22 protein-coding genes are annotated in these 24,780 nt (G+C 46.0%); 11 read left to right on the forward strand and 11 right to left on the reverse strand.

Features of this window, described 5'->3' with window-relative positions; all coding sequences use genetic code 11:
• Positions 1 to 144: 144 nt before the first annotated feature.
• The 5 genes from pepT (at position 145) to GKZ89_RS14900 (ending at position 5,640) form a co-directional block, all read left to right on the forward strand.
• Positions 145 to 1,377 carry a peptidase T gene (gene pepT, locus GKZ89_RS14880; protein WP_155113199.1) on the forward strand — a complete coding sequence of 411 codons (1,233 nt, stop codon included), beginning with the start codon at positions 145 to 147 and terminating at the stop codon, positions 1,375 to 1,377.
• Between the two features lie 261 nt (positions 1,378 to 1,638).
• Positions 1,639 to 2,559, forward strand: coding sequence for a DUF1672 family protein (locus tag GKZ89_RS14885; RefSeq protein WP_162356926.1), 921 nt, complete (start codon positions 1,639 to 1,641; stop codon positions 2,557 to 2,559).
• 12 nt (positions 2,560 to 2,571) lie between these two features.
• Positions 2,572 to 2,928 (forward strand): hypothetical protein, encoded by a 357-nt coding sequence (locus GKZ89_RS14890; protein WP_155113201.1) that lies wholly within the window; start codon positions 2,572 to 2,574, stop codon positions 2,926 to 2,928.
• Positions 2,929 to 2,939: 11 nt separating this feature from the next.
• Positions 2,940 to 4,631, forward strand: a complete 1,692-nt coding sequence (locus GKZ89_RS14895; protein ID WP_155113202.1) for an SA1320 family protein — start codon at positions 2,940 to 2,942, stop codon at positions 4,629 to 4,631.
• Positions 4,632 to 5,328: 697 nt separating this feature from the next.
• Complete coding sequence (locus GKZ89_RS14900) at positions 5,329 to 5,640, forward strand: DUF2628 domain-containing protein (protein ID WP_155113203.1); 312 nt, start codon at positions 5,329 to 5,331, stop codon at positions 5,638 to 5,640.
• 62 nt (positions 5,641 to 5,702) lie between these two features.
• On the opposite strand, the gene GKZ89_RS14905 is transcribed toward GKZ89_RS14900, so the two are convergent.
• The 4 genes from GKZ89_RS14905 to GKZ89_RS14920 form a co-directional block, all read right to left on the reverse strand.
• Entirely contained in the window at positions 5,703 to 6,416 is a 714-nt protein-coding gene (locus tag GKZ89_RS14905) for a DNA alkylation repair protein (protein WP_155113204.1), read from the reverse strand.
• Positions 6,413 to 7,159, reverse strand: coding sequence for an alpha/beta fold hydrolase (locus GKZ89_RS14910; protein WP_155113205.1), 747 nt, complete (start codon positions 7,157 to 7,159; stop codon positions 6,413 to 6,415). The genes GKZ89_RS14905 and GKZ89_RS14910 overlap by 4 nt, the downstream gene beginning before the upstream one ends.
• Before the next feature lie 164 nt (positions 7,160 to 7,323).
• Positions 7,324 to 7,812, reverse strand: a complete 489-nt coding sequence (locus GKZ89_RS14915; protein ID WP_155113206.1) for a hypothetical protein — start codon at positions 7,810 to 7,812, stop codon at positions 7,324 to 7,326.
• A 94-nt stretch (positions 7,813 to 7,906) separates the two neighbouring features.
• Positions 7,907 to 9,352, reverse strand: a complete 1,446-nt coding sequence (locus tag GKZ89_RS14920) for a DEAD/DEAH box helicase (RefSeq protein WP_155113207.1) — start codon at positions 9,350 to 9,352, stop codon at positions 7,907 to 7,909.
• A gap of 132 nt (positions 9,353 to 9,484) precedes the next feature.
• Between GKZ89_RS14920 and GKZ89_RS14925 the strand changes: the two genes are divergently transcribed.
• Together GKZ89_RS14925 and GKZ89_RS14930 are read left to right on the forward strand one after the other, a co-directional pair.
• Entirely contained in the window at positions 9,485 to 10,546 is a 1,062-nt protein-coding gene (locus GKZ89_RS14925; RefSeq protein WP_155113208.1) for a DUF3900 domain-containing protein, read from the forward strand.
• A 49-nt stretch (positions 10,547 to 10,595) separates the two neighbouring features.
• A complete protein-coding gene (locus GKZ89_RS14930) occupies positions 10,596 to 10,778 on the forward strand; it encodes a hypothetical protein (RefSeq protein WP_155113209.1) in 183 nt (60 codons plus the stop codon).
• 69 nt (positions 10,779 to 10,847) lie between these two features.
• Here the strand turns inward: GKZ89_RS14930 and GKZ89_RS14935 are convergent, their stop codons facing one another.
• From GKZ89_RS14935 to GKZ89_RS14950, 4 genes are all read right to left on the reverse strand, one after another.
• Positions 10,848 to 11,240, reverse strand: a complete 393-nt coding sequence (locus GKZ89_RS14935; protein ID WP_155113210.1) for a hypothetical protein — start codon at positions 11,238 to 11,240, stop codon at positions 10,848 to 10,850.
• Between the two features lie 88 nt (positions 11,241 to 11,328).
• Positions 11,329 to 12,795, reverse strand: coding sequence for an RQC-minor-2 family DNA-binding protein (locus GKZ89_RS14940; RefSeq protein ID WP_162356928.1), 1,467 nt, complete (start codon positions 12,793 to 12,795; stop codon positions 11,329 to 11,331).
• 85 nt (positions 12,796 to 12,880) lie between these two features.
• A complete protein-coding gene (locus tag GKZ89_RS14945) occupies positions 12,881 to 14,137 on the reverse strand; it encodes a DUF3999 family protein (protein WP_155113212.1) in 1,257 nt (418 codons plus the stop codon).
• Positions 14,121 to 16,661, reverse strand: coding sequence for a DUF2339 domain-containing protein (locus tag GKZ89_RS14950; RefSeq protein WP_241680275.1), 2,541 nt, complete (start codon positions 16,659 to 16,661; stop codon positions 14,121 to 14,123). The genes GKZ89_RS14945 and GKZ89_RS14950 overlap by 17 nt, the downstream gene beginning before the upstream one ends.
• 168 nt (positions 16,662 to 16,829) lie before the next feature.
• On the opposite strand from GKZ89_RS14950, the gene GKZ89_RS14955 reads away from it, so the two are divergent.
• Complete coding sequence (locus tag GKZ89_RS14955; protein WP_162356930.1) at positions 16,830 to 17,936, forward strand: diguanylate cyclase; 1,107 nt, start codon at positions 16,830 to 16,832, stop codon at positions 17,934 to 17,936.
• Positions 17,937 to 18,034: 98 nt separating this feature from the next.
• Here GKZ89_RS14955 and htpG read toward each other — a convergent pair whose 3' ends face one another.
• On the reverse strand, positions 18,035 to 19,912 hold the full coding sequence (gene htpG, locus GKZ89_RS14960) for a molecular chaperone HtpG (RefSeq protein ID WP_155113214.1): 1,878 nt from the start codon (positions 19,910 to 19,912) through the stop codon (positions 18,035 to 18,037).
• Positions 19,913 to 20,004: 92 nt separating this feature from the next.
• Positions 20,005 to 21,015 (reverse strand): YeiH family protein, encoded by a 1,011-nt coding sequence (locus GKZ89_RS14965; protein ID WP_155113215.1) that lies wholly within the window; start codon positions 21,013 to 21,015, stop codon positions 20,005 to 20,007.
• Between the two features lie 187 nt (positions 21,016 to 21,202).
• Here GKZ89_RS14965 and GKZ89_RS14970 point away from each other — a divergent pair, with 187 nt between their 5' ends.
• The 3 genes from GKZ89_RS14970 (at position 21,203) to GKZ89_RS14980 (ending at position 24,235) form a co-directional block, all read left to right on the forward strand.
• Complete coding sequence (locus GKZ89_RS14970; protein ID WP_155113216.1) at positions 21,203 to 22,963, forward strand: metallophosphoesterase family protein; 1,761 nt, start codon at positions 21,203 to 21,205, stop codon at positions 22,961 to 22,963.
• A gap of 114 nt (positions 22,964 to 23,077) precedes the next feature.
• Positions 23,078 to 23,962 carry a LysR family transcriptional regulator gene (locus tag GKZ89_RS14975; protein WP_155113217.1) on the forward strand — a complete coding sequence of 295 codons (885 nt, stop codon included), beginning with the start codon at positions 23,078 to 23,080 and terminating at the stop codon, positions 23,960 to 23,962.
• Positions 23,963 to 24,046: 84 nt separating this feature from the next.
• A complete protein-coding gene (locus tag GKZ89_RS14980; protein WP_155113218.1) occupies positions 24,047 to 24,235 on the forward strand; it encodes a hypothetical protein in 189 nt (62 codons plus the stop codon).
• A 49-nt stretch (positions 24,236 to 24,284) separates the two neighbouring features.
• On the opposite strand, the gene GKZ89_RS14985 is transcribed toward GKZ89_RS14980, so the two are convergent.
• Positions 24,285 to 24,758, reverse strand: a complete 474-nt coding sequence (locus tag GKZ89_RS14985; RefSeq protein WP_155113219.1) for a hypothetical protein — start codon at positions 24,756 to 24,758, stop codon at positions 24,285 to 24,287.
• Positions 24,759 to 24,780 lie beyond the last annotated feature (22 nt).

The raw sequence follows: 24,780 nt of genomic DNA on the forward strand, positions 1-24,780 counted from the left end.
TGAAAATGTTGCTCGGAAATGAGGATTTTTATGAGGTATGAAACAAAGATTTGAATTCTGACAATTAAGAGTATTCCGTCCCGTAATAGGAAATTGGTCTGCTTATGTGTAAAATAAGATGATGAAACCAAGGGGGTATTGCTGATGAAACAAGAATTGATCGAACGTTTTGTGTCCTATGTAAAAGTAGAGACACAATCCAATGAAGAGAGCGAATCCTGCCCTTCCACATCCGGCCAGCTAGAGCTTGCGGAGATGCTGAAGCAGGAATTAGAGACAATTGGCATGGAAGACGTCACCATGGACGAAAACGGCTACGTCATGGCCACCCTCCCTTCCAATACGGAAAAAGATGTCCCTGTTATCGGGTTCCTGGCACACGTGGATACGGCAACGGACTTCACCGGAAGGAATGTGAACCCGCAGCTTCATGAAAACTATGACGGAGAACCGATTGTACTGAATGCGGAGCAAAGCATCATTCTATCTCCGGACGATTTTCCGAACTTAAAGAATTACATAGGACACACGCTAATCACAACGGACGGGACCACCCTGCTCGGTGCTGATAATAAAGCAGGCGTTGCCGAAATCATGACCGCCATGCATTATTTGATCCAGCATCCGGAAATCAAGCACGGAAAAATCCGTGTCGCTTTTACTCCCGATGAAGAAATCGGACGCGGGCCACACCGGTTTGATGTAGAGAAGTTCGGCGCATCATTCGCCTATACGGTGGACGGCGGACCGCTCGGGGAGCTCGAGTATGAGAGTTTTAACGCGGCTGGTGCGAAGGTGACGATTAAAGGAAAGAACGTCCACCCGGGTACCGCCAAAAACAAAATGATCAACTCCGCTAAAATTGCGATGGAGTTCAACAGCCGCATTCCTGCTGAGGAAGCTCCTGAAGCAACCGATGGCTATGAAGGCTTCTACCACCTCACCTCGATTACAGGTGACGTTGAGGAAACGAAGCTCAGCTATATCATCCGCGACCATGATAAGAACAAGTTCGTGGACCGGAAAGTCCTCATGGAGCAGACCGTTGCGGACTTCCAGAAAGCCTACGGAGAGGACCGCATCATTCTCGAAATGAACGACCAATACTACAACATGCGCGAGAAGATCGAACCGGTCAAAGAAATCGTGGATATCGCCTACGATGCGATGAAAAGCCTCGATATCGAACCGCTCGTCTCCCCGATCCGCGGCGGAACCGACGGCTCCCAGCTATCCTACATGGGACTGCCGACACCGAACATCTTCACCGGCGGAGAAAACTTCCACGGACGCTATGAATTTGCCTCTGTCGACAACATGCAGAAGTCTGTACAAGTGATTGTGAGGATCGCAGGTTTGTTTGAAGAGCGGGCATGATGGATGGAACCGACCTTTAAAAGGTCGGTTTTTTACTTTATATGTAAATATAAGGTTTATTTTGGATTACGGTGAGGTATATGACTAAAATCATCTGAATTTATTATGCTGTTTCAAGTAAATATAATAAAAATTTTTATGTTTCTTGACTATATACTTATATAAAGTGAATAAGTATTTTTTGTTATTTTATTTTATATAAAACAATAATACTTAAGCTTAATAACCGTGAATGAATAACTTTATAGAGGGAGGAAAATGATGAAAGTTACATATAGTTTCTTGTCTGTTGGGCTAAGTTTAATTTTGTTAACAGGGGGATGTTCATTTATGGGAGGGTTTGAAGATAAAGATAAAAAAGCAGCTAAGAGCAGTCAAGAGCAGGATATTTATGCCAGTGTCCAGGAATATACAGGTGAGGGTTTTTATTTACCTAATAGCAGCCCAGTAACAGTTGAATTGGCCAAAAAGCATAAAGATGAAATAACTAAAGCCGTGGAAGAATTTTTTATGAGCAACTATAAAACTCCGGTAACTGTTCATAATTTAGTGGGAGCACAGGATGCCATTTCGGTATTTGTGGAATCAAAGGGGGAGCCCCACTTTTATACACTGGCAATTGTCCCTGTAAATTTATCGGATGAGGAAGTTTTATTGGATAAAGTTGCACCTTTGGAAGGGGAAATTGAAAATTCTATCCAGTCTGGACTTTATGGAATGATTTATAAAGAAGGACTTGAACAGCTTGATGACTATATAGAAGATGTGCAAAAACGTTTTCCGGTAACCACTAAACAAAAAGAAGCCATTGAAAACACCCAAGCTACAGGATTTACAAAACCAGCCTATTACATATCCAATTTTGATCAATCGCTTGAAGAATTAAGTGACCGTTATATTGAGAATCCGATGGATGTTAAAAATTTGATTATATCGGGTGATACGCCCTCTTTAGATCCAATGAAAATAAATATAACTATAAGTCTGTTTATGAATACTGCCAATGAACAGCCTCGTCAAAATATAATCAATCAAATTTCAGAAGAAATCAAAAAAAATCGCAATCTACCTCCTGGTATTTATAACGTTATCTTAAATGACAATCAAATAATTAAAAGGACTGGGACAGGAGTAAAGGATAATAGTTTAAAAACCGTCGATGAATCAATAATAATTAGATAAGGGGAAATTTTCATGGCCACTAAACATAAACAATCGGTTAGTAGCTTACACAAAGATTTGGTTGAACTTTCGGGAAGTACTGCTTATCAATATCCTGAAGTTTTCACCGATATTGGAGTCAACCAATCTAAATATAAAATCATTGATACCTCTTACGACAACCCAAGCGGCTTTGACGCAATTACCGTAAAAAATAACGATACAGAAGAATATTCCATTGTTTTTGTTGGTACGGAACCTGCACAGGATCAAAACTATAATGATATTTATACTGATGCTCAACTTTTAAGTGACCTCGATATTAAACAAATTAACGAAGCAAACCAATATTATGAGGAAATGAAAAAAAATACAACGTTACTTCTGTAGCAGGAAATTCCTTGGGAGGCGGTCTTGCTCTCAGTGTTGGAGTCAATAACCCTAAACTCAAAACCGTAGCATATAATCCTGCCCCCCTTCCTAAAGGAATGGTCGATCCTGAAAAAGATTATCCGAACATGACCAGCTATTTTGGCATGTACGATCCTTTAACCGGAGCTTTAGTAAGCTCAAACCTGGCAGCCCTGATTCCCGGTAATCATATTACCATTCAAAATGGTTTGCCTGGATTTGAATATACACTCAATAACCACACAGGATATGGTAATCCGGATAATCATCTAATTACAAATATCGGTGCTGATGAATTTATTGCTGTCAGCATCTGGACCGGAGAGCCGCTTTATGGAGAAGGTGCTTCCGTCAAGATCAAATTGGATAAAGATGCCCTGACCACTCTCACTGATAGTTTGGATACAGAGATTAAAGACAGGGCTTCACTGATAAGCAAATACATTACCGAAAGTGAAACGATTGTACAAATTGAAGCCGATGCTTTTAATAAAAGAATTGAAAAATTGCAAAATGTGTTAATAGAAGAGATAAAGGCGACAATAGGTGATCCGGCTGTTCAGAGCTTAACCAAAACCGGTGAAGCAGCAAAATCACTACTGAACGGCTGCAACACAATCATAGATTTTGCGGAGGATCTCTGCAGAGGACTTAATCAGATCTTGAACTCTCCTCCTTCACAGCTCGTAGAATTCATTACCTCAACTGATATTAGTGTGGAAAGTTTATTCAGTACACTTCGGAAAGAGATGAATTACTCATTTAATGCTGTCACTCAAACTACATCTATGTTTAGTCATATCATTGAAACAGCCATCCCGCTTCTGATTCGCGGCGGTACCGATTTTACAAATGATGCAGTGGTAAACGAATACAACAATCACTATCAAATTCTTCAAAGAAACACAGCGGTCATTACTTCCCAGATTGAACATTTTAAGAGTCAGATCAGCAGTACAGCAAATGAGTTCTTTAATCGAGATGAGAACCTTAAAACTAATATCGCGAACGGCTCCGGAGCTATACAGGGTGTCGGATTTGTTCCGAATACCTTTACCGGAACGATTGACGAGTCCCCTTACTTTCATTTTTCAACGGATTTAAAGGATCTCGTTTTTGAATCAGGTTATGCTGTTTTCAGAACAGAATGTACTTTAAAACTGCTTCCTGTCCTTATAGGTCTTGAGAATGTCTTAACTGCTGCAGCTGTTATATTACAAGGCATCATTTTTGCAGTAAAGGGTGCATCTGCTTATGCAGTCACTATTACACCTGACCTTACAGAACTTTTCAAAGAGTTTGATGCGCAAATTAAAAATTATACCGATAAAATAATTGAAAACGTTGATGAAGTGCTAAGCTTAGTTCAAGGACTCCAAGAAGGGATTGCAAAACTAATCATGCATCTCCCTCAACTTATTGAATTTTTCCAGCCATACTTTGAAACTGCTATTTTTGAAACCAGTAATTATAAAGATGTTCAGCTTTATAACCATGCCTCTCTAAATACTTTAGAATATTTAAAAACCCTATTTAAAGATATCATCTTTCAGTTATCTGACAATGAATCAGAAGCAATCACCGTATTATGCGATATTTCTCAAAATCTCACTAAAAATTTTGATAGCCTTCAAAAGCAAATTCAGTGCTGTACAGTCAATCAAACAGAGTTTAACAAGTAACAGGCTTGCTTCACACAGATGATACATATGATTCCATACAGCATCGAAGCTCTTCGGTCTCCACAGCTCTTATTTTCACGAAACAGACCCTTTTTCACGTTTTTCGGTCTCAGATGCACCTATTTTCCTGTTTCGGGGCTAAATCCAGCTGTTTTCACGCAAATAGCTGCGCCTCAGACCGATCCGTTCAAAATTCGGGCGTTTTTTCCAAAATAGCGGCCGCTGAGACCGGCTACAGTCTGGTTCGGTCTCCACAGTTCTTATTTTTACGAAACAGGCTCTTTTTCACGCTTTTCGGTCTCAGATGCACCTATTTTCCTGTTTCGGGGCTAAATCCAGCCGGGTTCACGCAAATAGCTGCGCCTCAGACCGGTACATTCAAAAATCAGGCGTTTTCATCAAAATAGCGGCCGCTGAGACCGGCTACAGTCTGGTTCGGTCTCCACAGCTCTTATTTTCACAAAACAGACCCTTTTTCACGCTTTTGCACCTATTTTCTTGTTTCGTTGACCGTTTTGTGACGGCAATTTGGACTATTTGCGACATGTTGAGCAAGAGAGCTTTTTCAAATTTCAGGGAAAACAGCCAATGTTAAGGCTGGAAATATAGTATAATCGTAACGTGATAATAGATGCTGTTTGCACTCATATACTTTTTAAATTCTATTATTAACTACGTTTAAAGGATAGTGAGCACGATGAAGGTTTTATTGAAAAGCCCTGCAGGCTTGACGAAAGAAGTAAAAGTAGGGTTTAGCTGGACTACTTTCTTTTTCGGATTTCTTCCAGCTTTGTTCAGGGGAGATTTGAAATGGGCATTGATTATGTTTCTGGCGGAAGCAGTAATCGGTTCCTTTACTTTTGGAATTGGAGCGTGGGTCACTGCGATCGTTTTCTCCTTTATTTACAACAAGATTTACATTAAAGAACTAATTGAAAAAGGCTACCAGCCAGCCGATGAACAAGCAAGAGCTGTACTCGCCCAAAATCAGATTCTGGCATCAGCTTAAGATTAAAAGTAAAGCATAGCTCTTACTAAAAAATGGACCGGGTTCACTGCCCGGTCCTTTTTTTAACACACACACGTTTTCCTCTTCTTCCCGATGACGTCCCGCTTTTCCATTTTCCCAATGTATTCAGTCGCCAAAGGCACCTTGCATGCCGTATTCCCGACGTCCACTTTGACTTTTCCGATGGCTTCTGCGACTCTTTTTGATTCTTCCAGCAGCGGCGGGTAAAAGCCCCCGGCAGCAATGACAAACCCGTTCATCACATAGCGGACGCGGTTGCGTTCATCGTGAATGCTTTGCTCTATTTTGAGAAGGAGGCTCCTCACTTCCTCTTCGTCAATCATTAAATCCTCAGTAATGGAAAGGTAATTGGAGTAGGTACTCCAACCGGCGGATGCAATCATTTCCTGCTCGGACTCCATCCATTCCCTTGCAAGCTCCAAAGCATATGGGGATTCTGCAGTTACTTGAGCGACCGTGTATTCGCTGAGCATGTACCAGTAAGCCTGCTCCGCCCATTTCTGCAGTTCTCCTTTTGTCATCTTCTTCGGGTTCACCGCAAGCCCGGCCAGATACATCGCGTCGCTGTTTCCTGATTCATACAGCTTCAAAGCGAGCTCCTGGTCTTTTTTCACCTTTTTCAAAAGGTGCTTTTTCATATCTCCGACCCGGACGCCGTACATCGGCTCCTTTGCACCATGATTAAAAAACGTTTTCTTCGTCTGTTCCGTACCGAGTTCTTCAAGCTTTGACATCACTTCTTCATATGTACTCATCGGGTTCCTTTTCCTTTCCTCAGAAATTCTGCATAAAGTCTCCGGAACGCAAAGGGCCGGAACATGTTGGCGGCATGGCCTGTGTGGGGGATCTCTTTGTAGAACACATGTGGAATAACCTCATCCAGGTCGATAATACTCGATTTGAAAAGGTTGTCGTGGTCTCCCATGACCCACAGGACAGGAACCGTAATCTGTTTTAAGTCCTTTTTCAGATCATAGTCCAGCCGGTGATCGATCGCTCTTTTTAATATGTTTTCCTTCAGATGAAGGCCATATCTATAGTAAATTCTTGTTGAAATAATGGCATAAGGGTCGACTGCACTGCTGTTAGGGAACAGATCTCTTGAATATCTCTTCAGCCAGTCACTGTAGCTGCTGTAGCTGTTCTCCTTGAAATGACGCAGCACATAGGATAGCGGGGAATCAGAATTGTAGTGGCCTCCGATATAACAAAGGCTCTGGACCTTTTCTTTGCGCTTTACAGCGAAAATGGTAGCCGGGTAGCAGCCATAGCTGATGGAACACAGGTGGGCTTTCGTTATCTCTTTCTGCTCAAAAAGCTGTTCAAGCTGGGAAACGAGACCGTGCAAAGTGAAATCGGTCGTCTTGTCCAGGTTTTCCCCATGCCCGAGCAGATCATAAGCATGCGTGTTGTAAAAATGGCTGAAATAATCGATCTGTTTCTTGAAGGCTTTCCTGGAACCGGTCAGGCCGTGGATGAAAACGATCGTTTCTTTCATAAGACCTCCAGTATTCGGGATTACCCTTAATATAGCACAAAACAGAACCGGCCCGTGAACCCGAAAATGAGCGAAGCTGGCCTGTAAACCCAGTAGGCGGGCCAGACCTGATTTTCCCAAAATAAAAAAGGCCTATCCATTTGGACAAGCCCCTTTTTTTGCAGTTATTCTTTTGGTTCTTCCATCTCAAGATCGTTCTCTAGTGCATATGCTTCGAGGTCTTCATTGAAAGCATTCATATCCTCTGACGCTTTATTGAGCTTTTCATCTGCTTCATTATAGAGTTCCTCATTCTGCTGTTCAATCGACTGAGCGACCATATCTAATGCGTCAACCCGATCATTGACGGCATCTATGTAGCGTGAGTGAAGCTTTTTTAGCTCTCCATCTTCTATTGTCAGGTTTCCGGCTTCATCTGCAATTTTGGTGTATGCCGGAATCACGTCGCTTTTCAGAGAATCGGCAATGGCTTGCTCATTGTCCGCATTGGATTGAAGGACTTCCTGATAATCTTTCATCACTTCATCCTCAACCTTGCTGAGCTCTGGAAGCTCCTCATTAATGTACGTTAGCAGCTCTTCCTGCAGCGGGCTCGCACAGGCAGCAAGCATGAACAGGGTAAAAACGGGCAATAAGGCTAGTCGTCTTTTCATCGTGTACAGTCCTCTCTAGGTCTAAAGTTTATTTATTATCCAAATACCACCAAGAGGGACTTTCGAAACACGTTTATTCCACTATCAGGAAAAATTATTTCCTTGCTTCATGTACCTTGAGCTGCTTTCCCTTGATTGTTTTCTGCTTCATTTCTTTTAACACATACGGCCCTTTTCCATTGAGTATTTCTACATAAGAGACGTTCTCCTCAATGGTGATAATCCCGATATCGGATGCTTCCACCCCATCAATTCTTGCAATCGTTCCGACAAAATCAACAGCACGGATTTTCTTCTTTTTGCCGCCGTTAAAGTAAAGCTTCATGATGTCCTGGTTCAGCGCTTCACTTTTATCCTTTTTGATTACCGGCTCTTCTTCCATTTTTGCTGAAAAAGCACGTTGCATCGCCTTCACTTGTTCTTTTGAAGGGGGTGAGGATTCCGGAATGACGAACCCGGTATAATTCTGAATCTCTTCCCTGAACCTCTCCTCGGCCGGCTCCATAAAGGTGATGGCTTTTCCGGACCGCCCTGCACGGCCGGTCCTGCCTGCCCTGTGAACATAGCTTTCCTTCTCCAGCGGCAGATCGTAGCTGATGACAAGCGATATGTTATCGATATCGATTCCCCTCGCTGCCACATCTGTCGCTACAAGATAACGGAACTCGCCCCGCTTGAATTCGTTCATAACGGCAAACCGATCTTCCTGCACCATCCCTCCATGGATCTTGTCAACAGTGTAGCTGAGCCTGTCCAGCCACTCAAACAGCTCGTCCACCCGGTCCTTCGTCCGGCAGAAAATGATGCAGCTGTCGGGGTTTTCCACAACGGTTACATCCCTCAGAAGCCTGAACTTACTCTCATCACTGACTGTATAAAGCATATGTTCAATTTTTCCGCCGGTTTGTGCAGTTGACTCTGCCTCAATATCGAGAGGATCCTTCATGTAACGGTGGCAGAGGGCCTCCACATCTGCCGGGAGCGTGGCAGAAAAGACCATCGTCGTCCGGTCTTCAGGCAGCTCCTGAATGATGGCTTCCACCTGATCGATGAAGCCCATGTTCAGCATCTCATCTGCCTCGTCGATGACGAGATATTTGATGCGGTCGAGAGCAAGCGTCCCTTTCTGAATGTGATCCAGTACCCTGCCTGGCGTACCGGCGACAACGTGGCTTTTTTGCTTCAGCTCAAGCTTCTGCCGGTGAAAGGGCGACTTTCCGTAAACGGCTGTAGCCTTAATGCGCTTAAAGCGGCCAATGTTCGTAACATCCTCTTTAATTTGAGCGGCAAGCTCCCGCGTCGGTGTCAGGATCAGAGCCTGAGGTTTGTTCTCCCCCCAATCGGCCAGCTGGCAGAGCGGAATCGCAAACGCTGCCGTCTTCCCGCTTCCTGTGCGGGATTTCACCGCCAGATCCCTTCCCTCCAACGCGTGCGGAATTACTTTTTCCTGTACATGGGTCGGCGCATCGTATCCAAGTCCGTCCAAAGCGCGCAGAATGTCTGCGTCCAGTGCAAAATCTCGAAAGCTGTTTATAGTCAAAGCGTTAGCTCCTTTTCATCCATAGTCTCTCTTTATTATACGGAAGCAGCGGCTTCTTTAACAGCTGCCGGGAAATTGACGGAAGCTGTCCGGTTTTCTATACTGAAAGAATTGAAAGCGGGAGGTAAAAGAATGGATTTTGCCATGAAGTTTCTGTCATTTTACGTCATTCAGGCTGAGGATCAGGACTCAAAACGATTTAAACACTATCAGACACTCAATCAGGAAGAATTTGAAGCGAGTGCACTTAAGGATTTTCTCGACGGGGAATTAAAGCGGATTGTGAAAAGAAAAGCAGAAAAGCACCCGGCTTCTGAACAGGTCCCGACGAAGATCGGCTATTTCGGGGTAGAACCTGGATATGACCTTGATTCCAATCCGAATTACAATATGCTGCACCGGATCCGCTATGCAGACTCGAAAGAAGCGTTCATGGAGGGCAGCGAGCAGCTCGTCCGCACCTATCTTGATACAAGTGCTGTCAGGGGCGGCGCTTTTCTGATCGCCTCGGCAGTGCCACGGAAGTATTTTGACGATTCGTTTGTGTTCATCATGAAGTGTGACTTCGAGCCGAAGGTCGCGTCCATCGCCGATGAAAAAGCACTGATCCATAAAGTGGAGATGGCCATCACCACTAAAAACATGAAGTCCATCCAGTATCCGCATATGCCGGAGGAAGGCATGACCGAAGAATCCGAACTCAAAATCCACCAGGCCTCCCATGCCCGGTACTTTGAAGATTTCCTGAAATATGTAGAGTATGGCGAATCGATGCCGGAAATCATGAAAACCCAGGTCATGACGATGGTTCAGGAGCATGTGCTCGAGACATTCGAGGAAAACAGCCAGGAACGCCAGCAGTTCGAGCATGATATGGAAATCTGGGAAGCGAGTGAAAAAAGGGAAATCCAGGAGCGCCTCGACACCCACCAGGTCATCGAAGCCGCCGCCCAAATCGTGGAGCACACCCCGGAAGCCCAGCTGAAGATGAAGCTCGGAGAAACAGAGATCAAAGGACTCCTCGCTGAATTCGGCGACTCCATCCACCTGGCTAAAATAAACGGCCGTTATGTGCTGCTCGTTGAGGCAGACACCATTTCGTTTGAAAAAGGATTCTCTCCAATCGAGTTTCATAAACCTGAAGGGCTGCATGAGGTGATTGAGAGGATTGCGGGGAAGGGGGAGCAAGGATAGGGTTTAATGGTAGAATGAATCAAACGGCCATTATAGATGGGAGATGCCGATGATCTGGTTAAAAACATCTCTGATTCTGGTTTCTTTCGCCATTATTTCTGTTAGTCTTTATACGGGATTTATCGATCCGTCCCAACCTGTCATACACATCCCTTCACCTTTAACCGGGATCATGCTGCTTCTTTTAGCGGTCCTGTATGCAACCGATAAGAGAAAGAAAAGAGCCGGGTAACGGCTCTTTTTTTATATGTGCAGTACAGTTTACAGGGCATTTCCAATGCGGACAAGCAGGAAACCGCCTTTACGTTTCCAGTTTATAGGTTTCTTTCCTTTTCCCCGTCATCGCAGAAATAAAGGCAGCAAGAAACAGCAGACTGGGAAGTGAAAGCAAGAAATAACTTTCTATATCGAGAGGCTGGATAGAAAAACAGATTCCGGCTCCGGCTCCGCTAATCAGGGCCCACAGGAGAAAGCAGATGCTCCACCATTTCTTTTTCATCCAGACTCTTATGGCAGCATAGAAGATTAAAAGATAGAGGGTTCCCAGAATAACCGTTATGAACCAGAACGGCTGAGTCAGCTCACCTTCTGCAAACAAAATGAGTATGGAAAACAGAAAGATCGCTGCTGCAAGCCCAATAAAGAGCAAAATACTTCCAAGTATGGCGAAAACGAAACTGAGCTTATATCCCATCTCGCTCTCTCTTTCCCTCATATCCTGCTGCCTTATTCCCTCTTCCCTCCAAAATATAAACCATTATTATCCAAACTAAAGCCCCGCTTCACCTGGAAGCGAGGTTTTGGATCAGGGCTTCATACCCCTTTGTCTGTTTTTCGATCCAGCCTTCTTTTTCAAGCTTTTTAAAGGCTTTTTGGATGTCTTTTTCTTCCCAGCTGCTTAAATATCCGTAGAGCGGGGTTTGATCCCATTCCTGTCCGCGTATTTGGCTGGAGGTTCTTCCCTTCAGCAGCTGTGCGATTAGATGGAGGGGCTGGCTCTGAAGTGAATTTCCCAGCTCCTGCAGAATGCTGAACACCTGCTCAAATGTAAGATCCTTGCCTTTTACGGTCAGGCACACTTCTTTAGCATCATATGGACTTTGCTCTGCTTCCTGTTCAAGCTTCTGCTTAACAGTTTGCAGTTCCTGCTCAGCCTCTTCCAAAGAACGCCGCCTGACTTCTTTTAAGAGGGCAACGTCCGGAAGCCGGAACTGTGCAAACCATAAAAGGGCAGATGATGGCCGTTCCTGCGGTACCGCCGTCTGCTGGAGTCTTTCTGCAAATGACAGGAAAGGGTCTTCCAGGAGGCTGGAGCGGACGGGCCTTCTAGACAGACTTTCTTTTAAACGCAGCACTTCGTCCAGTCCGCTAAGCTTGTGCTTAAAACGGACCATCTTTTCCAATGCTTCAATCAGCGGCACATTGTTACCGGCCAGCTCGTTGAATTGCCGTTCAATGGTGGCGATTCTTTTAACAGCCTTGTCCATATCCGGTTCCTCTTCCAGTTCAACCCTTTTTTGTTCCACATGAAACAATTTCTTTTTTCCGCAATCCTCACAGAGCTCAATGATCCATTCTCTTTCGGAATCGAAGGAAAGGACTTTCTCATGCTCGCAAGGCTCCGGAAGTTCGCGGTACGGCCGCATGACAATCTCTACTCTGTGGCGCCAAAACGCTGTTTCTTCTGGCGGGGAGAGCAGGGACAGAAGCGAGGAGCGGTTCATTTTTTCAACCGCCTGTATGACCGGCTCCTTGTCTCTGGCAAGCATCACAAATGGATGGCGATCATAGCTTTTCTCAATTTCAGATTCCCACTCTGCTTTGCTTTTCATGGCAACACGTGCAAGGAAACGGTAGTCTCTAAGGACTTCCTCTATATGAGAGCTCAGCCCTGTTTTTGAAAGATCTGCAAAATTTTCATCATAAAAAGCTTCTTTGTTCTTTGGGATACCATGAACACTGGAAAAGTCATTCCATAAAAAGAATTCAGGCTTCATGAAGTGGGGATGCACCTCTTCCCCGCGATTAAGGAAGACGGGAAAATAAGCCTTTCCCTCAAGTTTAAGAAACTGCTGAATGTCTTTCCCGCCGGCAGGCTGAAGTCCATCCAGTGCTTCCTGCACCCGGTTCAGCAAAGCACGTTCCGTTTTATGCCCAACTGAACGGACTTCTTTATTTTTCTTGCCAAGCGGAAGAACAGCAAGTAAAGGGTACGAATCAAAATATCGTGCATGCAAGGTAAGACTCATGGCCATTCCTGCTTTCCATCGTAGTTACTGACCATTATAGCGGGGAGCGGGAAGGAATGAAAATGGTAAGGTGCCCGCATTTGTCTTACTGGCCGGTCCGGTTCATTTTCTGCAGGATAAATACAATGAGCAGAATAGACACGAGGCCTATGATGATGTTAAACGTCCATTGGGACTGGTACCACTCGGTATTCTCTTGTTTTTCCTGAGCAGGGGCTGCTTCTTTTTCAGGCTCAGGCTGATTTTTTACAGGTCCAAGGGAAGCCTGCACCGGCTTTTCTTTTTCTATGAAGCTTTTAAATTCCTCCAGATCATATTGAGGTGCCTGTGCTTCAGGGGAACCGTAATATAAAGAAACCGACTTGCTGCCGCTTTTATCAAAAACGAGCTGGTCCATGTAATAATCCATCGTTACTTCCTCTATATTCAGCGGCGGGCTGTCACCATTCTCGATCACAATGAGGATTTCCTCTGAGGCCACCGGCTCATTGAACTGAAGAGTGGTTTTTTGAATGCTGGTTTCTTTGAAATCTGCACTGTACAGTTCTTCACCTTTTAAAAACCAAGCACCGGATTTATCCGTCACATCTGCCAGTCTTTTAAAGCTGCCGTCTGCCTTCACATAAATGCTGGCCGCTTTCAGCTTTTGCGGATTGCGGACAGTAATGATCGTCTCGGAATCCTGCTGTTGAATGCTATATTCCGGTTTTTTCTGCTTGAGAAACTGTTTAAAGCTTTCTGTTTTTTCACTGTGAAGGAGAGTAAGACCGTCAAACGGCTTATCTTTGCTGCTTCCCTTCACCTGCAGCCGGTAGTAGCGGTATTTCTCCGGCTCCCCAAGTTCAATCGTATCTTTTACAGCATCGCCCGTATCATATAGAATATCCTCCGCTGCAGGCTCCCATTTGGAGCCGTCATAGCTTCCAAATAGGGTAACTTTGTATAAAAATGGCGGTTCCGGAAGATCCACTTGAATGATTTCGCCGCTGATGTCCGTATTTTCTTCTAACGGGAGCAGCTTAAAATCATAGAAAATGCTTCCATCCTCTTCCATACTTCCTGTGCTTTCGGAAGAGTAAACCGTTTCCTCCTCCGAAATGTCCATATAGCCGCTATTCACGTAATACGCGATGTCTTTCCCTTTTTCATTCCGGATGCGCAGGTCCGATAGATCTTCATTCGCTCCTGCATACACCTCTTCATCAAGAAAAAGAGAGACATAGTTTCCGGTTTCCGGAGTCTGAATCGGCTTAGAATACTTCCATTGTTCCTCTGCTGCTGCAGCAGGGACAGCAGTCAGAAAAACGGATGCCAATATGAGCCCCTTAATCCGCCGAAACATTGGATGGGTCCTCCTGGCGGCTCGATACCCTTTGATACATATACGAAATGCCCACAAGTGCAACACCAAAACAGAAATACGCAATGATTTTGCTGCCTTCAGTCAGGAAGGCCAAATCAAGCAGGATCAGCTTGGCGGTGGCAAGGAGCGTGACCCCGAGTCCAATCCTCCTGACGTAGACGTACTGCTTTCTGAAGCCGTAGAAAATATAGCCAATCGAGACAGCCAGAAAAATCGTGCTGACGAGCACCCCCACATCCCCGAGACGGAACTGGACATAAAGGAAGGCTGCCAGAATGACAAGCAGATAGACACTGAGAATGGATGGGTAAATTTCTGCATTCATGTACCGGCTACGGATGTATTTGAGCAGCAAATCCCGTCCGGTCAGGAAAATCAGCACGTTAAAGCCCAGCAACAAAATGAGTGCCATGTATTCGGTGAACGTATTTTCTGCTAATACTGGATTCATGACCGGAAGCAGTACTGTTACAAAAAGCCCGAGCAGACTGCCGGCCCCATGGAGAAATACCGCAAACCAGCGCACGTACCGGTCATAAAGCAGGGTAATCTTCGGCAGAGCGTAAGCAAGTCCGACGGTAATAAAGGCATACATCATGACCCCGTAGAATGTATACTGCTCAAAGTCTCCCGGAACGTTCTCCCGGTATATCCGACCTGCTTCATAGATGAGGTAGATCCATACGTTCACGACAGCCGCATATTTCAAACCGTCCAGCACCTTCTGAAACGATTTGAACGGTGCCGTTAAGGCAGTCTGCTTTTTCATCTGCATGAAATAATAAACCGGTACAGCTAGAAGACCGATTGTTACAGCGGTGTATTTGATTTCAAAGAACGGAACGAGGTTGTCTGCCCCCATTCGCTTTCCGGCCGCTTCGATCAGGAAGACGGAGAGACAAAGTGCATAGATCGCCCATCCGGCCTGCTGGAGCATTTTATTTTTCGATGCATGACCGTAAAACATGAGAACAAGCGCCTCGGCAAGCCAGCCGATAGATACCCACTCCATGCCGAACTGGAACGGAATGACGAGGACCGCAAACGTCAGTGATGTGCCGTAGAATAGCAGCATCGTCTGTATTTCCTTCGGCATCCGTTTTTCAGCAAAACGGCCGAGCCCGAAATAAACAAGACAAAACAAAATGGCTAAAAGCCCTCTTAAATGATTCCAGTCAAGCTCATAAAACAGCGCGTATGTGACAGCAGAGCTGATAAAGGTATTAAACCCGAGCAGCAGAACGTCTGTTACATGAAGAGGCACCTTCCGCCTGAAGGAAAAACCGATCGTTACGCCAAGGTACAGCAGGAAGGTCAGGAACGCGTACCCGAGATCCAAAACGGCATTTCCGGACAGAATGATTAAGAACAGCATGGTCGGCATGTTCAATACAAAGCTGATTGAATGTACAATGCTCCATTGTCTCTGGAATGAGATCCATAAAATAAAGATATTCAGTAAAAGGACATAGCCCATCGCCGCAAAAACCGCACTGCCTTCAAGTCCGATGGCAAAAACAAAGGAGTAAAGCGGAATGTATCCGCCGATTAAGCCAAAGGTGCAGACCGTTCTTGAATGATAGCGCAGGGATAACAGCACGGCCGCTGCTGTGACGAGAACGGAGAGCAGCAAAGCAGGCACCATCCCGATAATATCCAGCAGGAAATAACTGAAGAAGATCGACCCGTACAAGACGGCAATTCCTCCCCCGATCAGGCCGAGAGCAAACGTTTTCTGCTTTTTACGGTACAGCCATTCTCCTCCGGCAAGCATAACGCCGCCCAAAAGGAAGAATGTAGCGCCTTTAAAGTAATCATTGAACCACGTGGCATACGTATACCGGAAGGCTGCGGCAACACCAAGGATGATCAGTAAAATCCCGATCCGGTTGATCCAGCTCAGGCCAATTTTCATTTCGACCTGATTCTGCTTCATCCGCTTCTGCATCACCTCTTCAGTCAGCTGTTCATCCGCGAGCTGCTGATACTGTCCGGCTAAATTGCCGCCCAGTTCTTTTTCACGGTTCTTAAGCTCTTCCCTGTGCTGACGGATCCGCTCCTCTACCATACCGGAAAACCGCTCCAGCGCAGCCAGGATTTCCTGCTTTTCGTCCCCAAGGTTTTTCGAAGCCCGCTCCTTCAGCTGCTGAATATCCCGTTTTGCGTTTGCCTCCAAATCATGCAGACGGCTCTCCCGGTCATTGCTCTCTTTTCCGAAATATGTACGGAGCTTTTGCCGTGAAGCCTTCAGAATGCTGAGCTTCTCATCCAGCATCTGCTCCTGCAAGGCATGACGGAGCCTGCTGTTCTCATCCTGAACGGCACGGTTTTTCTTTTTCAATTCTTCAGCCTGCTGTAAAGTATTTTCATAATCCTTCCGCAGCTGTTCATTTTCTTTTATGTAGTCCTGTGCTTCATACATTTTTACTAATTCACCGAATTCAGCAGACAGCTGTGATTGAGCTGTTTTTGCCTGCTGAAGTCTTGCTCTCAATTCGTCCATTCTAACCCCCCGCTTCGCTCATTCCGCAGATACATCCTACTATATACCCTTATTTTTACATCCTTACTAGTAAAATACAAACTTTTCTCAATGCGCAGATCAGAGTAGACTTTCGATCAGCAAAATAGGATAATAGAACTAGTAAAACCGATGGAGGGAGTGTTTCCTGTGCTGATACGGGATCTGATCACCCATACCGCTATTCTGACTTCTTTCCTGTTTATCGCCGGCCAGATTTTCAGAAACCACCCCACAGATTTAAATGTATATACCCGGCTCTTTACAGGGCTTACAGCAGGAGTGCTTGGCACCCTCCTCATGGTCTTTTATTCAATTCCTGTTGACGGGCAGCTTCTTTTGGATTTCAGATTCTTTGCTGTCCTGTTAGCTGCGATGTACGGCGGAATGTCTGCTTCCTTTCTGTCAGCCAGCATCATCAATGCTGCACGAATTGCGATCTATGGATGGAGTTTTACTACGATGACTGCAGTCGCTGCACTGTATATGATTGCTGCGATTTGCACCCTGATCGCAAAAGCGAAGCTGAACCGGCTCATGAAAGCCGTTCTTATGAATTTTTCTACCGTGGCAGTCGTTATGATTGCTTATTATACAGTGCTCCAAGACCGCGGCCAGCTGCTGAAGCTGTATCAGCTGATCCTATTGGTCGGACTTCCATCAGGATTTTTCCTTACCTATGTAGCCGACTATATTAAACGCTCCAACATCCAATTTCACAATCTCAAAAACATTTCATCCAAAGATTACCTTACCGGTCTGAATAACGTCCGGCGCTTCGATGAATTACTGAATACGTCCGTACGGAGAGCTCTCAAAACACGCAAGAACCTCTCTATGCTTCTCATCGACCTTGATTACTTCAAGCGGGTCAATGACACATATGGCCACCCTGCCGGAGATGCCGTCTTAAAACAGACTGCGAGGCTGCTTGAGCTTCAATCCAGGGATAAGGAAGAGGTTTCCAGAAACGGCGGGGAAGAATTCAGCATCGTTCTCTATAATTGCAATCTTCAATCCGCTGCAGCCCTTGCTGAAAAGATCCGCAGGGCTATTGAAGAGGAGCCTTTCGTTCTCCCGGATGGGACCGTCATCCGCCTTACAGCATCCATTGGAGCAGCCTGCTATCCCGAAAATACTGAAACGACGGCTCTTCTCTATGAAACGGCTGACCAAGGCCTATACGCAGCGAAGCGGACAGGAAGGAACCGGGTGGAGTATTTAGGGGCCGAAAAAACGGCAATGAACCATACGTAGCATCAGGAGACTACGATCATTTTATTAGTGAAAGAACGAATCTAGTCTCCGCTCGTTTTGAAAAAACAGGCTGCCCCCAACCGGGACAGCCTGTTTTCTTATACCATGATTCTGCAGATGTCGTTCGTAAATTCAACCGGATCCTTGATCGGCAGGCCTTCGATGAGAAGGGCCTGATTGTAGAGGAGGCTTGTGTATAGAGCAAGCTTTTCTTCGTCTTTGCCGATCGCATCCTTCAGGGATTGGAACACTTCGTGATTCGGATTGATCTCAAGAATTTTGTCTGCCTGGATGTTTTGGTTATCCGGCATCGCCTTTAGGATTTTTTCCATTTCAATCGAGATGTCTCCATCTGCTGTCAGGCAGACCGGGTGGGACTTCAGGCGTTTAGAGACGCGGACGTCCTTCACCTTGCCGGCGAGGATTTCCTTCATACGACCGAACAGCTCTTTGTTTTCTTCGTCCTGCTCTTCTGTTTTCTCCGCTTCTGTGTCTTCAATGCCGAGATCGCCGCTGGAAACGGATTTGAATTCTTTTTCCTTATAAGCCATGAGCATACGGATGGCGAATTCATCCACTTCATCTGTGAAATAGAGGATCTCGTAGCCTTTTTCAGACACCATCTCTGTTTGCGGAAGCTTTTCAATGCGCTCGTTGCTTTCGCCTGCTGCATAATAAATGTATTTCTGGTCTTCAGGCATTCTGGAAACGTAATCGGCCAGGGAAACAAGCTTCTTCTCCGTGGAAGAATGGAACATCAGGAGATCCTGAAGGTCTTCCTTGTTTGCGCCGAAATCGCTGTAGACGCCGTATTTCAGCTGGCGGCCAAAGGATGCATAGAACTTCTCATAGTTCTCGCGGTCATCCTTCAGCATGCTGAGCAGCTGGCTCTTGATTTTATTTTTGATGTTTTTCGCGATCAGCTTCAGCTGGCGGTCATGCTGCAGCATTTCACGGGAGATGTTCAGGGACAAGTCTTCTGAATCCACCATCCCTTTCACGAAGCTGAAGTAATCCGGCAGCAGATCCGAGCATTTCTCCATGATCAGAACGCCGTTGGAATACAGCTCGAGCCCTTTTTCGAATTCCTTGGAGTAGTAATCATACGGTGTCTGCTCCGGGATGAACAGAATGGCATTGTAGCGGACAGCCCCGTCTACGCTGATGTGAACGTGCTTCAGCGGCTTGTCGAAGCCGTAGCGCTTTTCTGCGTAGAAGTTCGCGTAATCTTCATCCTTCAGTTCATTTTTATTTTTCCTCCAGATCGGCACCATGCTGTTGACGGTCTGCTCTTCCTGAACGTCCTCAAACTCATCCTCGCTGCCTTCTTTAGGTTTGCTTTCGGTTACATCCATCTTGATCGGGTAGCGGATGAAGTCCGAGTATTTTTTGATAACGGATTTTAGGCGGTATTCTTCGAGGTACTCTTCATAATTGTCCTCTTCAGAATTCTCCTTGATGAAAAGCACGATTTCAGTGCCGACGGTTTCTTTTTCAGCCGTTTCAATCGTATAGCCGTCCGCGCCTTCCGATTTCCAAAGATACGCTTCTTCGCTGCCGAGCGGCTTGGTCAGAACCGTTACGGTGTCTGCCACCATGAACGCAGAGTAGAACCCGACGCCGAACTGTCCGATGATATCATGGCCGTCCTTCGCTTCATTTTCTGTTTTAAAGGCAAGAGAGCCGCTTTTCGCAATCGTTCCGAGGTTGCTTTCAAGCTCTTCCTTTGTCATTCCGATTCCTGTATCAGCGATTGTTAACGTACGTTTTTCCTTATCCGCTGAAATCTTTATGTAGTAGTCCTCTTTATTGAAGGTGAGGGAGTCATCTGTCAGCGCTTTGTAGTAGATTTTGTCGATCGCATCGCTGGAATTGGAAATCAGCTCGCGCAAAAAAATCTCTTTTTGGGAGTAGATGGAGTTGATCATCATCTCCAGCAGACGCTTGGACTCTGCCTGGAATTGCTTCTTTTCCATTGTGATCTTCCTTTCTGTTGTAAAAATCTTTCCACTACCAGTATATGAAATTAGCACTCTATCATCAAGAGTGCTAACCGTTTTTTCTTAAATTATAAAGCGAACCTGACTAAAAAGTAGCCAAGACCTGCAAGCAATAAGGATCCGGCTGAGACGGCCAGGAGAACACGGAGTCCGAGCTTCCGGAACGCCTTAAAATGAACGTTCAGACCCAGCGCTGCCATAGCCATGGCAATCAGAAAATAAGCCAGACTGAGCAGGAGACGGGACGCTTCTTCCGGAATAATTCCTATTGTGTTGAGGCCACCCATTCCCAGAAACCCGAGGATAAACCAGGGAAATGCAGAAAGTAATGCTTTCCGGTCTGCCCCTTCTTTTCTTCGCCCGGCAACCATACCGATTAGCAAAGCAGCAGGGACCAAAAACGCAACTCTTGTCAGTTTTGCCAGAATGGCGTTGTCGGCAGCCGTTTGCCCACCGGCAGCTCCGGCAGCTACCGCATGGGCTACTTCATGCAGGGTGGACCCGGCGAAGAAACCGTACTGATCCGGTGAAAGGTGCAGGACAGAATAAAACACCGTATAAACTAATGTGAAGATCGTCCCAAGCACCGCGATGACAGCGGTGCTGACGGCTGTCTGTTCATGGTTCGCCTTCAGCTGCGGGGCGATCGCTGCAATAGCCGCCGCGCCGCATATCGCTGTCCCGCATGCAGCAAGGAATCCGGTCGTTTTTTCCGCACCAAACCAGCGTGCCAGGTAATAGACCACTGTGAAAGCAAAAATGATATGAAGAGCTGATAAGAACAGCAGGCTCCAGCCTGCCTCGTATATATGTGAAAAGTTAAGCCTTAACCCGAGCAGGACAATGCCTGCCCGCAGCAGGAATTTGCTCGAAAAAACCGTACCTGCAGCGAACGTTTCAGGAACTCCGAAGACTGACCTGTACGCCATTCCCAATCCAAGGGCAATGACCAGCTGGCCAAGGATGGCAAGCACAGGTAAACCGGACACTGCTTTTGCAGCGGCAGCGAGGGCGAAAGTGAGGGCTGCCCCTTTCATCCAGTCTGTCCGGATTATTTTCCTTTGAAGAACTTCTTGCATAGGACCACTTCCTTCTTGTGCTTCTTTTACTCTAACCCGGTTTCTATTATTAGTAAAATACATAGTTATAATGGTCGTTATTAGTATTTCTGATTTTAAAATCCGAACAGTGCTGTCATCCATTCTAAACACCCGCTTAACAATTCACTGCTATGATTGCTTTGTTTAAAACAAGGAGGTTGTACGTGTGAAATCGTTCTGGTCTATTTTGTTCACTGCCGTTTTATTTTTCTCCATCGCCCCTTCAGGCCTTGCCGCTGAAGAACCAGCTAATCCCAAACAGGATGGCGGGATTGGCGATACAGAAAATTTTCTGGATGAAGAACCGGGAATTACAGCTAAGAATGCAAAAGTGAATCAGATTCTGTATCCGCTCTTTTCCACTCCTTCCATCACAAAAAAAGGCACTGCCATGACAGTGAAGGTCGATACTCAGGGAAAAACCGCCGATAACTGGTCCGTCAAGCTTACGCCAACGAATCATTCCCCGCTATCCTCTGAATATGAACTGCCTGTGAAAAATACAGCTCCGGGAAGCTCACATTGGAAGAAAAGCGTCAGCATACAGGATGTTACAGTTGAAATTCCTGCTGAAGTGCCGGAGCAGCTGTATGATCTGGAAGTTTCCTATACGGCAGACGGTAAACAGATAACAGACAGGCAGCCCCACTCTGTCAAAGCCGTTGATGAATTCAAGAAGGATTTTACGTTTTTTCATGTGACGGATACGCACGTCGGCTCCCCCCGCAACCTTGCTGACGGCATTTCTTCAGTCAGTATCGCCCGGTCTAAAGAAACCGGGATGTGGCACCCAGACAAGGATAAGCGCTGGCTTTACCTTCAAAAAACAATCAGCGAGGTCAATCTGGCAAAGCCGGATTTTGTTGTGATTACCGGTGACTTAATGTTCGGACAGCTGAATCCGCTGGAGTACGTATACGAATATAAAGAAACGTACGAAGTTCTGCAGAAACTGAATGTGCCGGTTTTTCTCGTACCAGGGAACCACGACTACTATGCGCAGGATGCGACTCTGACAGACGGGGCGAAGTATTGGGAAAACTATTTCGGCCCGCAGTATTTCTCCTTTGATTATGGTCCGTACGCCCACTTTATCGGCTACAACTCTTTTGACTGGAATAAGATCAACCGCAGCGGCAGCGGAACTGTCCTTGTCCCGACCTGGGGCGGGCAAATCCGGAATGAGCAGCTGGACTGGATCAAAAACGACCTTGCGCAAAACGCCGAAAAGTCGGATGACAGCCAGATCCGTGGCCTGTTCTCCCACCACAACCCGCTTTGGAGGGACCGTGATCTTTGGCCGCAGACCGATCATGACGTTCAAAGGTACTGGGAGCAGTATGATGAGCAGCATGACCCGCAAAAGCTTACTACGCTTGCCCTCGGGATGAAGCTCGGCATAAAGTATGACCAGCAGTGGCATGGAGAAGGAGCCCAGGAGCTTGTCGATGTCATGGAGCAGTATGAGGTAGATACAAGCCTGCACGGTCATACGCACGAGGATAACATCACCGAACAGAACGGCATCCTTTATGCGACAACCACAGCGATTGAACTGTCAGGCAAGCCTTATGCTGGCTTCCGGAATTTCACGGTTCAAGATGGCCTCCTCAAAGATTACATCTACGAAGGAGAACACAGCTCCATCCCTATATATGAGAACGGGGACATCACGACGAGAACAATGTCTTATGAAGCCTCCTATGAAGAAGCAAATGACGGACAGGCTGAATCCCAGCAAGTCACACTGACGAACAGGCTGAAGAAGCCGATGACCGTTTCCGTTCCGGTTTATATGAAAGAGGGAACCTATCAGGTTTCAGCCGGGAAAACGGTGCAAAACTATAGCGCGGACGGCAAACAGTATCTGGAAGTAAAAAGAACGATTCCTGCCGGAACGACAGAAACGATTACGATTCAAAAATAAAGCCAGAAAAACCGGTACTTCATCAAAGGGCCGGTTTTTCTTATGGATTTTCTGTATTGGAATTTGTAAAGTAGAAAGAAACGATTCATCTTTTTAGCAGAGGGGCGGCTTATTATGCATTTAGATTCACTCAAAACATTCACTACTCTCGCAGAAGTGAAAAACTTCACAAAAACGGCGGACATCCTCCATATTTCACAGCCCAGCGTCAGTCTGCATATCAAAAACCTTGAAAAAGAGTTTCAGACAAGCCTTTTCGTGCGGTCTCCAAAATCCTTGAAAATCACTCCAACCGGCGAGATCCTGTATAACCGCGCAAAGCAAATCATTAATATATACAGCCAGACGAAGCTTGATATCCTCGAGCACCATCACGATGTGAAAGGAAAGCTTGTGATTGGGGCCAGCTTTACAATCGGCGAATACATCCTTCCGGCCTTCCTCGTCGGCTTTCAGAAAAAATATCCGGACCTCGACATCGAAGTGATGATCGGGAACACAGAAGAGGTCATTGAATCGGTCAGGCTTTTCAAAGTGGACATCGGCCTGATTGAAGGACAGACAAATGAAAAGGAACTGACCGTTGAACCGTTCATGGAAGATGAACTGTTTCTCGTCTCATCTGCAGACCACGTGCTCGCTCAAAAAAAGCGCGTAATGATTGACGATCTTCACAGCCGCAACTGGGTAACGAGGGAGGAAGGCTCCGGTACAAGGGAGTATCTCGAACATGTCATACGATCCAACGGATTAAAGGTGAATTCCTTTCTCACCATCAGCAGCAACCAGGGGATCAAAGGGACGCTGATAAGCGGAATGGATGCGTTATCCCTTTTATCCCGCCATGTCATCGATCGGGAGGTTCAGCACCATGCCCTCTCGATCATCCCGCTGCAGGGACATTCTTTCAAACGAAAACTCTCAATGGTGTATTCCCCTGCGATGGAAAGCAAAATGAATGTGGCCGCCTTTATCGAATCTTTGGCGGCTGAAAGGTAAAATGGCCAAATTGATAGATGTCCAAACAAGCTTCTTTGGTAGAGCATACTATAAAAGGAGCTTGATGAAGGAGGTGAAGGGTCCTTGGCTGAAAAGGATGCTGCTAAAAAGAAGCCATGCGGCTGCGGAGGAAAACCTGTTCTGCAGGCAAAAATCATTGTGAAAGAAGGTTCTTCTTCAGGTCCTGCAGCTTCTAAAAGACCCGCTGCAGGTAACGTGAAAAAAGGAGCTTGGTATCACCGTTTCCTTGCAAAAATGAAAGCTCTCTTTTAAAAAGACGGCCCCGGCAACCGCCGGGGCCTTCTTCTTACTGTTCAATCAATTACTCAGCTGCCTGCGGGCACTCAAATACCGGCTGTGCAGTAACAGTGATGGTATCGGCTTCTGTATCCAAAACAAATTGAAGATTTTCAAGTGTAAACGCATCACATGGCAGTTCAGGCGGACACGTTTTTTCACAGTAATAGCAGATTTGAGAACCGATGTCATACGGGATCACCAGCGTGATGGTTTCCGGCACAGGGCATGTCTCGCCATCAAACACTGGAAGCACAATTGTAAAGGTTACGATCCCGCTGTACCGGACGTAGTAAAGGTCAATGGAGCAGACAAGGCTCTGTCCGCAAATCTCAACCTCTGCCTCTGCGGAGCAGCACCCTTTTTCAGAATCCAGATTAATCGGACAGCTGTAAACAGTCGGTGTGCCAATGCTTGCAACGCAAGGAGGAACCGGAAACGTTTCATTGATCGGCGCCAGTTCCGTACTGCAAGGACACTCATTAAAACAATTGTTCATTCTTTCAGCCTCTTTCCTTAAA

The organism is Metabacillus mangrovi (genome assembly GCF_009711125.1).
GTDB classification, from domain to species: Bacteria; Bacillota; Bacilli; order Bacillales; family Bacillaceae; genus Metabacillus_B; species Metabacillus_B mangrovi.